The sequence below is a fragment of the Williamsia soli genome (assembly GCF_017377795.1).
Classification (GTDB): Bacteria; Actinomycetota; Actinomycetes; order Mycobacteriales; family Mycobacteriaceae; genus Williamsia; species Williamsia soli.
Map to the genome: position 1 here is coordinate 122,273 of NZ_JAFRDR010000005.1, position 12,894 is coordinate 135,166.

A 12,894-nucleotide genomic window follows, 5' to 3' on the forward strand; every position below is an offset into this window, starting at 1 on the left:
GGTCAGAAGCCGGTGCGGTCGAGCCAGGTGTCCCAGACCGAACGGTCTCCGATGATCTCGACTCCGGCGTCATCGGTCGGACGTCTCCGGGTCAACGCGAGCAACAGATCGACCGCCCGCCCGCGTACTGCCGTCGTGGCCTTGGCGTGACTGTGCTCGACAACGAGTCCGTCGCCGTCGCGACGGATGAACCATTCGCCTGCTGAGCCGAGATCCTTCTCGGCCGCGTGCAGGTGCAAGGTGTAGCCGTCGTCGAGTGGGGGAGTTCGTCGCCCGGCGGGCTCTGCTGCGAATATCTCGAACCATTCGGAGATGCAGTCAGCGGACAACTCAGGCGACAGCGTGTACTCGCCTCCCGCCGCGAGCTCTGCGTCTGCGCGATGGACCGTGGTCTCATGCAGACGACGGCGGATCCACCAGGCGGCGGGACGTGGACCGACGAAGGTCCATACCGGGGTGTCGGGACCGGTCGCCGCGACTGCGTCGAGCAGCGTGCGGACACCACCGTGGTACCACTCGATCGCACCATCGATGTCCGACGGCGGCTTACCGTCGGGGACCTGCCGAGGGTCTCGGGGACCGTCGGCCTTCTCGGCGACGATCTGAGCGGCCCAGCGATCACCTCGGCCGATGTGGCGGAACAGCTGCTGGATCGTCCACTCCGGACAGGTCGGTACAGGCGCGCCGTGGTCCGCGCCCCGGAAGATCTCACCGAGCAATCGGTTCTGTTCGACGAGCGCTGCTGTGTAATCCATGGCCGAACGATACCGCCCGAGCAATCCCCGACCGTGCCGGAACCGACGGGTGCTGCGGCTTCAGATCGAGCGGCGCATCATCGAATAGGTGTGGAGCAGGACCGCGACGGCTTGTTCTTCGGCAGCGGACCCACCGAGTAGTCCCGCCTCGTGGACGCGGCGCAACCGGTTGTCGAGTTCTGCGGCCATCGCGCCACGATCGGCGCCCACGGGCAGACCGATCCGGCCGGCTATCCCGGACCCGACGAGCACCTGCCTGAGTTCGCCGACCCAGGGCGACTCCGGGTCGGTGCGGGTCAGCGAATGCATCGCCTTGAACTCCTCCATCGTGTGTGCCTGGGGAGTCTGCCGAACCTGCCGCAGTATCGATCTGATCCGGCCGCCGGCGGGATGCGTCAGCGCCAGATGTTCGATCTGCGTGCAGGTCGCGACTGCCCTGGTGATCAACACCGATCGGGTCAGGTTGACGTCGATGTTCTCCCGCAGTTCATCTACGCCGGAACGTCGTTGGAGCCAGGCGTTCACCGCGTGGGCGCCCTGCGGCGCCACCGCGCGAGCGTGCCGGAGTCCGTATTCGCCCAGCAGATCGAGCAGTCGATCACGCCCCGCCTGCGTACCTGGTGCGGGCGTTTCCGACTCGAGCCAGAGTTCCAGTTGCATGTCGGACAGCCCGGCCAGGGCGGAGAGGGCATCGGCGTCGGCTTCGGTGAATTGTCCGGTCTGGGCAGTCTGCGCCAACAAACCGGCGACCGGCTGAACGGTCAGGAGTGCCGCCGACATCGACCGGGCGATCTTCTCGGACTGTGTACGCGCCGCAATGATCGGGTCGTCGTCGCCAAATGCGCCCTCTCCGAGGGTGTCGGCCTTCGCCAAGGCGCCGATGGTGTTCACCGCGGAGAATCCGAGGTCATGGAGGAACTCCACCTCGTCGGCTCTGGGGGTGGCATCGAACAGGAAGATCGCGGCGTCGGCGCCCACCGACGCGTCGCGGGTCTGGCCGTACCCGTCGATGAGAGCGCGTCTCGTCGCCTGTTCGTTGCCCGTGGTGATGGTCGCGAGGCCGGGGGTGTCGATGAGCACCATGCTTCGGAGGAGCCGACTGGGCAGGAAGCGGTCGAGGTAGGCGACTTCGTCTGTGGGGCAGTTGAGCTCGGTGGGGCGGCCGTCGGTCAGCCGGACACTGTGCCTGGCGCCGCCGACCTTGACGACCTCTGCCCGTGACGGGGCGCCGTCCTGGTACACGGCAACGACTTTCGTGCACTCGGTGGCAGCCGTGTCGGCTACCCGATCCCCGATGAGGGCATTGACCAGCGTCGATTTCCCAGCTTTGACGCGGCCGACCACCACGACGCGGGGCGGGGCCCACAGGGCGTCGCGGATCTGGGCGGTGGAGCGGGCGAGTGAGCGGTCGATCCGGGCGATCTCGGCGAGCGCGGCGGTGAGCTGATCTCGTAAGGCGTGGGGTCGGGTGCGCCGGATGGGTTGATCTGGGGTGGGTTGTCTCACTGAGCGGTCTCCGCGACGTCGGCGTCCAGGACAGGGTCCTTGCCCAGCGCGACGGGGCCCTTCGTCCGGGCCTCCGCCTTGAGACCATCGATCGCCGCGTCGAGTTGCTCGATGAGAGAGACGATCTCGGTCAGTCGCCGACTCAGACCCCGAACCCTTTTGTCGCGGGTCGCCTTGTCTTCCTTCGCAGCCTCGGCGCCGGCGTTGATCTGATCGGTGATCACGTCGGTCTGGGCCCGAAGGTGACGGCGATACGCCACGACGATCTCGGGTCGCGCCGTGGCGACGGTGCGATCGATGACACGCAAGGTCGATTTGTTGGCCAGCGTCAAGGTCTCACGCAACCAGGTGATCAGGTGCTGCCTGCCGTTGCGCATCGCTCGATACCCGAGGTTCACCGAGAGCCAGACCCCGCCGGCGACGAGCCCGATCGGTAGTACGGCCGCCATCGCGAGGCTCCCGAAGATGGCCCCGCCGACCATGCCCCCAGTCAGCAGATTCGCGCCCATGAACCCCATCATCAAAGCGCTGGGATCCACGACGTCCTTCCATTTGCGTTGGACCTCAGGGGAATTGATGTCCTCGGCGACCATCGCGCCTGCCACCTCATCCATGATGTCCTCCCAGTGCTCGTCGTCACCGAAGAGCGTGGAGACGATCTGGTGCAAGGACTCGGAAAAGTTCTCGAAGGCGCGTGCCGTCGCCGCCTGGAGATCGGACATGATCGCCGCGGTGAACACCTGCGGCTGCTTGCGCAGGATCCGCCAGCCCTCCCCGTTGATCCGCTCGCTCCAGCCCTCCTTGATCTTGTTCAGGTCGGAGTCGAGCAACCCGACGGCGCGCTGGCGGGCCAGGGTGATGTCCCGGGAGAGGTGTTGATCCCATTCGGTGCCGTGCTCACGCAGCGCTTTGAGGGCCGCCTTCTTCTCGGCCAGATCATCGAGAGCCGACGAGTCGCCTTGCACGACCGCGATTTCGGTGTCCAGACGGACCTTCATGCGGTGCATACCGCTACGGCACACCTGCAGGCCGTCGAGCATCGGGGCGATCTCTGCGTCCTCCAGGAGTGCGTCGATGGCGGCGCGAAGGGCGGGGATTCCGGAGGCGGTGAGGATTTCCTCGCGCATGTCCGCGGGTTGCTCGAGCGCGGTCAACGCCCGGACGCCGGACACCCCGATCACCTCGACCGAGCGGCCCAGCCGACTTCGCACGATCGACCGGTTCTCCTCGGCGATCGTGCGCCAGTTCCGCCTGTTCTTGTCGATCTTCGTCATGGCCACCACCACCGACCCCGACGTCTCGGTGGCGGTCCGCAGGAACTCGATCTCGGGTGCTGTGAGCGGGGCGGCGCTGTCGCACACCATCACGATCGCGCCCGCCCGGCGTGCCGCGGTCAAGGCGAGCCGGGCATGGCGCGGATCGAGCCCGCCGGCGCCGGGGGTGTCCACCAGCGTGAGACCAGGTAGATGGAGGGCATCGACAGCGACGACCGCCTCGGTCGGTAGGGCCTCGACCGTCTGATCCTGCACGTGTCGACCGTCCATCGTGACCCAGTCGGGTAGCTCGCCTGCGTCGATCACCTGCGTCGAGTCCGCGAACACCAGGCGGGCGGACCCCGCGGGCAGGGTGTCGTCCGGTGGTGCGAACCAGACGCTCGCGCTGGTGGTGATGTCGACACCCACCGGTGCCAGATCCGGGTGCCCGATGAGTGCATTGACCAACGTGCTCTTGCCCCGCTTCACCTCTCCGACGAAAACGATGGCACCGGCGGTGTCGGCGGCATGGAAGCGCGCGTGCGCGAGCTCGGCCGCCTTTGCCTGTCCGAACTTGCGGAGGGTTGCGGACGCGGTGGCGAGCGCATCGGCCGCCTCAGCCGTGGCACCTGCGGTCACAGTGACTCCCGGGTCAGTCGTTGGAACGGTTTCGCTGCCGATTACTCTGCCGCATCCCCAGCTATCTGCGACATTTATCAAGTGACTGACATGAGCGAGCGGGAACTCGTGCTGCGGAGCCAGGACGGCGACCAAGCGGCATTCGGGGAGCTCGTCACCCGCAACCGCGATCAGATCTGGGCCATCTGTCTGCGGATCACGGCCAACAAGTACGACGCAGAGGACGCGTTGCAGGACGCGCTGATCGCCGGCTGGCAGAACATCGGCAAGTTCCGCGGTGATTCGAAGTTCACCAGTTGGATGTACCGCATTGCCTCCAACGCCGCGCTCGCCGTCATCCGCAAGCGGCTGGACACCTCGGCCGACGGACCGCCCGAGTTCGAGTCGAACGCGCCGCGGATCGATTCCCAGGTCACCGATGTGGCCCGGGTCCGGGCCGCGCTGAGCGCATTGCCCATCGAGTTCCGGGAAGCAATCGTGTTGCGAGAGTTCGGCGATCTCTCGTATCAGGAAATCGCAGACCAGCAGGGGGTGGGCGTGCAGACTGTGAAGAGCCGGATCAACCGGGCCCGCGCCAAACTGCTGGAGATTCTGCACGATGCCTGACGCAATCCCCGTCCCGCTCGATGTCATCCCCGCCTCCACCGACCCCGCCGATGCACTGATCCGCTTCGCCTTCGGCCTCGACGCCGGCGACAAGGAGATCCTCGAATCGGCGTTCACCGAGGACGTCTTGTTCGACGTCAGTCAGGTGGGGGACGAGCGCAGTGGCTTCCCGGCGATCGAAGGCCGCGACTCCGTCGTCGGAATGCTGCTGATGTCGATGGGCCCGCTCGACACGATGCACGCCCTGTCCAACTTTCGCGTCCACGTCGACGGCGATACCGCCCGGCTGAATTGTTACGCGATGGCGCAGCACTACCGGCCCGGTGAAGGGCGTCCCAGAGACAAGACCGATCAGGTGATGATGGGTAACAAGTACGACGCCGAGCTCGTCCGCGACGGCGCGAGCTGGCGGATCAGACGCCTGACCATCGTCACCGTCTGGTCCCAGGGCAACCCCGACGTCCTGATCGACCACCTCCGCTGACCCACCCGGGCGCCCCCGACCCCCGGAAATGGGTCGTTTTGGCGAACAAAACCCCTGGTGGGCTCCGCCAAAACAACCCATTATCGGAAGTCCCGGGGGTCAGATGTCGAGGTCGTCGGCGGGTGCGTAGTCGTCGCCGGTGTGGTCGGTGAAGTCCGTGGTGTCCGACTCGCCGGTCTCGGTGTCCCCGCCGTCGGTGTCTCCGGAGGTGTCGAAGGCGTCCTCGAAATCGCCGCCGAGAAGGTCATCTCCGTCACCATCGGAGTCGGTGGCGTTGTCGGTGTCGTCCGGGATCAACTCGTCGAGGCCGCTGCCTGCGTGGTCGAATGCGGCTTCGAGGGTCTGTTCGAAGACCGCCGGATCGACCTGGTCCTCGGCGCCGATCTGCGAAAAGATCGAGTCGAGCTGGTCATCTGGGCTGGTCACGGTGCTTCTCCTCCGGTCGGGGTACGTCGGCACACCGGGTGCGACGAGGGTTTGTCAGTCATTGGAGTCTCCGGCACCCCAGAATGTTCCCTCGTGGCCCGGCTTTGTTCGCTGGTGGGTCGGGCCCGGCTTCCGGGTCCGTTACCCTGAACACCCGTGACCCCCGACATCTCCGCCCCCGGTGCTTCTCGGTACGACCTCATCGTCGTCGGCTCCGGCTTCTATGGCCTCACGATCGCAGAACGAGCAGCCAATGAGCTCGGCAAGCGGGTCCTGGTCATCGACCGGCGCAGCCATCTCGGCGGCAACGCGTACTCCGAAGCCGAGCCCACCACGGGGATCGAGATCCACAAGTACGGGGCGCACCTCTTCCACACGTCCAACAAGAAGGTGTGGGACTACGTCAACAAGTTCACCGAGTTCACCGGGTACCAGCACCGGGTGTTCGCGATGTACCAGGGCCAGGCCTACCAGTTCCCGATGGGCCTCGGACTGGTCTCGCAGTTCTTCGGACGCTACTTCACCCCGGACGAGGCCCGCGCCCTCATCGCCGAGCAGGCCAGTGAGATCGACACCGACGCCGCGTCGAATCTGGAAGAGAAGGCGATCAGCCTGATCGGGCGCCCGTTGTATGAGGCGTTCGTCAAGCATTACACCGCCAAGCAGTGGCAGACCGATCCCACCGAGCTGCCTGCCGCGAACATCGCGCGACTGCCGGTGCGCTACAACTTCGACAACCGCTATTTCAACGACACCTACGAGGGTCTGCCGAAAGACGGTTACACCGCGTGGCTCGAGAACATGGCGAAGAGTGACCTGATCGAGGTACGCCTCGACACCGACTGGTTCGACGTCCGTGACGACCTGCGTGCGCAGAGCCCGGACGCCCCGGTGGTCTACACCGGCCCCCTCGATCGCTACTTCGGCTACGTCGACGGTGAACTCGGTTGGCGCACGCTCGATTTCGAGACGGAGGTGCTCGAGACCGGCGACTTCCAGGGTACCCCGGTGATGAACTACAACGACGCCGATGTGCCGTACACCCGGATCCACGAGTTCCGGCACTTTCACCCCGAGCGCACGTACCCGGCCGACAAGACCGTCATCATGCGGGAGTTCAGCCGGTTCGCGGAGAGTGGCGACGAGCCGTACTACCCGATCAACACCCCGGAGGATAGGGCGAAGCTGAGCGCCTACCGGGCACGTGCGAAGGCCGAGACTGCCTCGCAGAAGGTGATATTCGGTGGCCGGCTGGGTACATACCAGTATCTCGACATGCACATGGCGATCGCCAGCGCGCTCACCACCTACGAGAACACGCTTGCGCCGCACCTGCAGTCCGGTGTGCCGCTGGCGACAGAGAGTGAACAGTGACGGTATCGACGGCGGCGGAGCAGTCGCAGAACCCCCAAACCTACGATGCGGCGAAGACCTTGCTGCAGCGGGTGATCCTGCCGCGGCAGGGTGAGCCGCTCGATGTGCGTTCGCTCTACCTGGTGGAGTCCGAGTCCAATTCGCGACGTGCCCACGCCCCGTCGCGGACCTCGGTGCTCCTCGGCGCCGAGTCCGAAGTCAGCTTCCTGACCTACTTCAACGCGTTCGCTGCGTCCTATTGGCGGCGCTGGTCGATCCTGAAGTCTGTTGTGCTTCGTATCGAAGTGATCGGCGCGTGCCGTGTCGACGTGTATCGGTCGAAGATCGACGGGTCCCGTATCGCGGTGGACGGCAACCTCGTCCCGACCGACGAAAGTGGTAGGGGTGTCATCGAATTCGAGGTGGGCCTGGAGCCGTTCGAGGACGGTGGCTGGATCTGGTTCGACATCACGACCGACACCGACGTCGAGGTCGTCTCCGCCGGTTGGTTCGCCCCCATCGATGCGCCGAGCGGTCCCGACACCAAGCGTGTGACGGTCGGGATCCCGACCTTCAACCGTCCCACCGACGCGGTGAATGCTCTGCACGCGTTGACGTCCGATCCGCTGGTCGACGAGGTCATCGACGCCGTGATGATGCCAGACCAGGGCACCCGGCTGGTCACCGACGAGCCCGGCTTCACCGAAGCCGCTGCGGCACTGGGTGATCGCCTCCACATGTTCAAGCAGGGCAACCTCGGCGGATCCGGTGGCTATTCACGGATCATGTACGAGGCGCTGAAGCAGACCGACAGTCCATACGTCCTCTACATGGACGACGACATCAGCATCGAGCCGGACTCGATCCTGCGTGCGCTCGCGATGTCGCGATTTGCCAAGTCTCCCATGCTCGTCGGCGGGCAGATGCTCAACCTGCAAGACCGCAGTCACCTGCACTGCATGGGTGAGGTGATCGACCACCGCAACTTCATGTGGACGGCCGCGCCGTTCGTGGAATACGACCACGACTTCGCCGAGTACCCGCTGCGCGACCGCGAGAACTCGAAGAACCTGCACCGGCGGATCGATGTCGAGGGCAACGGCTGGTGGATGTGCATGATCCCGCGCGTGGCCGCGGAACAGATCGGCCTGCCGCTGCCACTGTTCATCAAGTGGGACGACTGGGAGTACGCGCTGCGGGCGGCCAAGGCCGGCTACCCGACAGCCACCATCCCAGGCATAGCGATCTGGCACATGGCCTGGAGTGACAAGGACGACGCGATCGATTGGCAGGCCTACTTCCACCTGCGCAACCGGTTGGTGGTCGCCTCGCTTCATCACGACGGCCCGCTCGGCCCGATCCTGCAGTCGATAGCCAAGGCGACAGCGAAACACCTACTCTGCCTTGAATACTCGACTGTGGCCATCCAGAACGAGGCCATCAGGGACTTCCTGGCCGGACCCGACCACATTCGCGACCTCCTGCCGACGGCACTGCCCAAGATCGCGGCGATGCGCAAGCAGTACCCGGACGCGGTCGTGCTGCCGTCCGCGACCGAACTGCCCCGGACATCCGGAGAGGCAACCCATCTCGGGGTGAACGTGCCGACGAACCCCGTGAAGAAGGTCCGAGCACTCGGGGCGGCAGTCGTGAACAATCTGCGGCCCGCCGATCCGCGCCACCACGAGGTGCCGCAGGCGAACTACCCGCCCATCGAGGCCCGCTGGTTCAGTCTCGGCCGCGTCGACGGGGTGACCGTGACGACCGCCGACGGCAGGGGTGTGGTGTACCGGCAGCGCGACCGTGACAAGATGATCGCCCTGGCGAAGGAATCTGCCGCGCTCGTGAAAGAACTGCGGACTCGTTTTCCCGAACTCCGTGAAACGTATCGGTCCGCACATGCTGAGCTGACCAGTAAAGAAAGCTGGGAGCGTGTCTTCGGAATCGATTGAGGTCCCCCAGAGTTTCATCGGACCGCTCAGCGGTGAAGTCAAGATCCTGGTCGGCGTGCAGAAGTCGTTGTCCGACCGTCCCGGCGTCCTGGCGACGGCCCGCGGACTGTCGCACTTCGGTGAGCACTCCCTGGGCTGGCTCGGGTTGGCGGCCACCGGTGCTGCCGCAGCACAGGCCCGCGGGGACAAGGCAAACCGCAATCAGTGGGTCGCCGCCGGTGTCGGTGCGTTCGGGGCGCACGCCGCGTCAGTGGTCATCAAGCGGATCGTGCGCCGACGCCGACCACACGATCCCCGGATCGCGATCGGTGTGGGCACGCCCAGCAAGCTGAGCTTCCCGTCGAGCCATGCAACCTCCACCACCGCTGCAGCGATTCTCATCGGTCGCGCTGCGGGATTACCGCCCGGTGCGCTGCCCGCGGCACTGGTGCCGCCGATGTTGCTGTCCCGGCTCGTGCTGGGTGTGCACTACCCGTCCGACGTGATCGGTGGGGCCCTGATCGGAGCCACCTGTGCAGTCGCGGTCGCTGCGGGTGAAAGACTGACGAGAACTGAGAACCGAGGAGTGCAGTGAGCGAGGAGCCGATCGAGCACGAGGTCGTGCGCGGCCCGCCCAAGAACCTGGCAACGGGTTTGGTGAAGGCGGTCAGGCCCCGGCAGTGGGTCAAGAACCTGTTGGTGCTGGCGGCACCCCTGGCGGCGGGCGCCGTCGACGAGCCGGATGTGCTCTGGCGCACAGGCGTCGCCTTCGTCGCGTTCTGTCTCATCGCGTCCTGTATCTATCTGGTCAACGATGCGCTCGACGTCGAGGCCGACCGTAATCACCCCACCAAACGGTTCCGCCCGATCGCTGCAGGCGTGGTGCCGGTCCCGCTGGCCTTCGCTCTCGCCGCGGTGCTCGGTGTCGCCTCGCTGGGCATCTCGTTCCTCGCGAACTGGCAGCTCGCCGTCGTCATCGCGGTCTACCTGGCCATCCAGCTCGGCTACTGTTTCGGTCTCAAGCACGAACCGGTCATCGACATCTGCATCGTCTCGTCCGGGTTCCTGCTGCGCGCGATCGCCGGTGGCGTAGCAGCTGAACTGCCCGACGGACTCTCGAAGTGGTTCCTGCTCGTGATGACCTTCGGGTCCCTGTTCATGGCAGCGGGCAAGCGTTACGCGGAGCTACAACTCGCCGAACGCACCGGCGCCAAGATCCGCAAGAGCCTCGAGTACTACACGACGACCTACCTGCGTTTCGTCTGGACGCTGTCCGCGACAGCCGTCGTGCTCTGTTACGGGATGTGGGCGTTCGACACAGACGGTGGACACAACGAGAACGTCTGGTACGCCCTGTCGATGGTGCCGTTCACCATCGCAATCCTTCGCTACGCCGTCGACGTCGACGGTGGTCAGGCCGGCGAACCCGAAGAAATCGCGCTCGGTGACCGTGTTCTCCAACTGCTCGCCATCGCCTGGTTAGTATGCGTTGGTGTCGCGGTCTATGCCATCAACTGACAAGGGCCGGCCATCAGCTGACAAGGGCGGGCCACCAGCTGACAAGGGCGGGCCACCAGCACAACCACGGCTACTCGGCCGCACGATCAACTCGGCCACCATCTCCCTGTGGATCAGCGCGGTCGTCGTCGGTGCCATCTTCGGGTACGGCGCCTGGCAGCGTCGCTGGATCGCCGACGACGGTCTGATCGTGCTCCGCACGGTCCGAAACCTGCTGGCAGGCAACGGTCCGGTGTTCAACAAGGGCGAGCGCGTCGAGGCGAACACCTCGACGCTCTGGACCTATCTGATCTGGTTCTGGAGTTGGGTGACCGATGCCCAGACCGAATACGTGGTGCTCTGGATCGCCCTGGTGTTGTCGATAGCGGCTGTCCCCCTGGCGATGTATGGCACGGGCCGGCTCTACCGCATCGGCAGGGGACAGGGCCCGATCAATCCCGGTTGGATGCTGCTGCTCCCGCTCGGTGCACTCGTCTACATCGCGCTGCCGCCGGCGCGGGACTTCGCGACCAGCGGTCTCGAGACGTCACTTTGTATCTTCTGGGCCGCACTGCTGTGGTGTCAGCTGATCGCGTGGAGTCAGCGCTCGACCGACCCGGCCGCCTGGGGACGCAAGCAGGTTGTGACGACGTTGTTGCTGGGCTTCACCGCCGGACTGTCGCCGTTGATTCGTCCCGAGTTGACCCTGGTCGGCGGCCTGGCCCTGCTCCTTGTCTTCTGCAGCCCGATGAGCTGGAAGATGCGCTGTGCCTTCGCGGCCGTCGCAGCGTTCGTGCCCGTGGCCTACCAGATCTTCCGCATGGGTTACTACGCCCTGCTGGTGCCCAATACGGCTGTCGCGAAAGACGCATCGGGGTCGAAGTTCGATCAAGGTCTGACGTACCTCGGCAACATGTTCAGCCCCTACTTCCTGATCCTCCCGCTGATCATCGCCGTGCTCGCCGCCGGGCTCACCTGGTACTTGCGCAGCCGTGCGGTGGATTCGTCCACCGATCGCCCCGTGGATCTCGTGAAACACGACGACGCTCCGACGACCTGGCGCACGCGCGGGGGCTCGATCAGTCGCAGGTTGCAGAGTCCCGCCGCGGTGGTGACGTTGATGTTCGTCTGCGGCTTCCTCGAGTCGTTCTATTGGGTGCGCCAGGGCGGCGACTTCATGCACGCCCGTGTCCTTCTGGTCCCGCTGTTCCTGCTGATGCTGCCGGTGATGGTGATCCCTGTCGCTCTTCCCGCCGGGTTCGGGCAGCGCCGGCGCGAGGCCGACGGCGCGCGGAATGTGCGACCACAGGTGGTCGGCTGGGCGGGAACCGTGGTCATGGCCGGGTTGTGGATCACGACCGTCGTATGGGCCATCTCGACCTCACACGTGGCCGGCATGAAGAACGGCACGGAGATCGGCCGCGGTGGCATCGTCGACGAGCGCCGCTATTACATCCAGAACATCGGCATCGAGCACCCGATCACCGCCGAGGACTACCTCAACTACCCGCGGATCCGGGCGATGGTCGCCTCGATCAACAAACATCAGAACACCGGTGGGGTGTTGTTGCCCTCCCCGAACTATGACGAGTGGTACTTCGATCCGCTGCCGGTACCGCCTCCGCCGGGCGTGGACAAACAGATCACCGTCTTCTATCTGAACCTCGGGATGACGAGCATGAATGCATCACTCGATGTGCGGGTCATCGATCAGATGGGATTGGCGTACCCGATCGCGGCCCATTCGGATCGGCTCCCTGACGGACGGATCGGGCACGACAAAGACCTCGACGCCGAATGGGTGGTGGCGGAGTCGGGTGCCTACGCGCGGTACCCGGTGCTTCCGCCCTTCGTCAGTGCCGACGGGGTGCGCCAGGCGCAGGTGGCGCTGACCTGCAAGCCGACCGAGGACTTGATCGCGTCGTATTCGGCCCCCTGGACGTTCGCGCGCTTCAAGCACAACCTGCGGCAGGCGGCGGGGTTCACGTCATATCGCATCAACCGGGTGCCCGAGTACGAGTTGGAGCGATGCAAGTTGCCCATTCCTGCTCCGGTCTATCCGAACTAGGCACCTGCGGCTGCGACGTCAGGATGTGACGTGAGCGTCACGCTCAGTCACCTGAGCACACGCGCATGGTTTCCTGAGAAAAACCTGATAACTTCAGGCTGTAGTGCAGGTCCGCTCGACCCGGAATGGGGTCGGCAACACGCAAGGTCTCAAATGTGTAACGCGGCGTTTTGCAGGCGCGATACGTATGGGGAAGAACGATTTGGGCAGGTCACGAGGGCGTCGTGGAGCGCAGTGTGACCGATCACAGGGTTTGTCAGACCGGTGCCTATCTAATAGGCTCCGAGCGTTGCCAACGGGCGGCACCCTGCGTCCGTGAGGCTGTGTGACACCTGAGCATCGGTGTCCTCGTGGCCAGAGTTGTTTGCAGAACTGC

The 12,894-nt window shown here is 65.3% G+C and carries 11 protein-coding genes; 7 read left to right on the plus strand and 4 right to left on the minus strand.

Features of this window, described 5'->3' with window-relative positions:
• Positions 1-2 precede the first annotated feature (2 nt).
• Genes J3S28_RS14955 through J3S28_RS14965 form a run of 3 tightly spaced genes read right to left on the minus strand, consistent with a single transcriptional unit; the run spans position 3 to position 4,153 of the window.
• Positions 3-755, minus strand: coding sequence for a maleylpyruvate isomerase family mycothiol-dependent enzyme (locus J3S28_RS14955; RefSeq protein WP_207841542.1), 753 nt, complete (start codon positions 753-755; stop codon positions 3-5).
• A 60-nt stretch (positions 756-815) separates the two neighbouring features.
• On the minus strand, positions 816-2,261 hold the full coding sequence (locus J3S28_RS14960) for a dynamin family protein (protein WP_207841543.1): 1,446 nt from the start codon (positions 2,259-2,261) through the stop codon (positions 816-818).
• The gene (locus J3S28_RS14965) at positions 2,258-4,153 is read right to left on the minus strand and encodes a dynamin family protein (protein ID WP_207841544.1); all 1,896 of its coding nucleotides are present in this window, start codon (positions 4,151-4,153) and stop codon (positions 2,258-2,260) included. Before J3S28_RS14965 ends, J3S28_RS14960 begins: the two co-directional genes overlap by 4 nt.
• A 90-nt stretch (positions 4,154-4,243) precedes the next feature.
• Here J3S28_RS14965 and J3S28_RS14970 point away from each other — a divergent pair, with 90 nt between their 5' ends.
• Positions 4,244-4,759 carry an RNA polymerase sigma factor gene (locus tag J3S28_RS14970; RefSeq protein WP_143696047.1) on the plus strand — a complete coding sequence of 172 codons (516 nt, stop codon included), beginning with the start codon at positions 4,244-4,246 and terminating at the stop codon, positions 4,757-4,759.
• Complete coding sequence (locus J3S28_RS14975; protein ID WP_207841545.1) at positions 4,752-5,243, plus strand: nuclear transport factor 2 family protein; 492 nt, start codon at positions 4,752-4,754, stop codon at positions 5,241-5,243. The genes J3S28_RS14970 and J3S28_RS14975 overlap by 8 nt, the downstream gene beginning before the upstream one ends.
• 99 nt (positions 5,244-5,342) lie before the next feature.
• Here J3S28_RS14975 and J3S28_RS14980 read toward each other — a convergent pair whose 3' ends face one another.
• On the minus strand, positions 5,343-5,669 hold the full coding sequence (locus J3S28_RS14980; protein ID WP_207841546.1) for a hypothetical protein: 327 nt from the start codon (positions 5,667-5,669) through the stop codon (positions 5,343-5,345).
• 156 nt (positions 5,670-5,825) lie between these two features.
• Here J3S28_RS14980 and glf point away from each other — a divergent pair, with 156 nt between their 5' ends.
• The 5 genes from glf to J3S28_RS15005 are packed head-to-tail and all read left to right on the plus strand — an operon-like array spanning position 5,826 to position 12,518.
• Positions 5,826-7,043: a UDP-galactopyranose mutase gene (glf, locus tag J3S28_RS14985; protein WP_207841547.1), complete on the plus strand. Its 1,218-nt coding sequence runs from the start codon at positions 5,826-5,828 to the stop codon at positions 7,041-7,043.
• The gene (locus J3S28_RS14990; protein WP_207841548.1) at positions 7,040-8,974 is read left to right on the plus strand and encodes a glycosyltransferase; all 1,935 of its coding nucleotides are present in this window, start codon (positions 7,040-7,042) and stop codon (positions 8,972-8,974) included. The genes glf and J3S28_RS14990 overlap by 4 nt, the downstream gene beginning before the upstream one ends.
• Positions 8,955-9,548 (plus strand): phosphatase PAP2 family protein, encoded by a 594-nt coding sequence (locus J3S28_RS14995; RefSeq protein ID WP_207841549.1) that lies wholly within the window; start codon positions 8,955-8,957, stop codon positions 9,546-9,548. The genes J3S28_RS14990 and J3S28_RS14995 overlap by 20 nt, the downstream gene beginning before the upstream one ends.
• A complete protein-coding gene (locus J3S28_RS15000) occupies positions 9,545-10,471 on the plus strand; it encodes a decaprenyl-phosphate phosphoribosyltransferase (protein ID WP_207841550.1) in 927 nt (308 codons plus the stop codon). Before J3S28_RS14995 ends, J3S28_RS15000 begins: the two co-directional genes overlap by 4 nt.
• Positions 10,458-12,518, plus strand: coding sequence for an arabinofuranosyltransferase AftB family protein (locus J3S28_RS15005; RefSeq protein WP_237341615.1), 2,061 nt, complete (start codon positions 10,458-10,460; stop codon positions 12,516-12,518). Before J3S28_RS15000 ends, J3S28_RS15005 begins: the two co-directional genes overlap by 14 nt.
• The last annotated feature ends 376 nt before the right edge of the window (positions 12,519-12,894 follow it).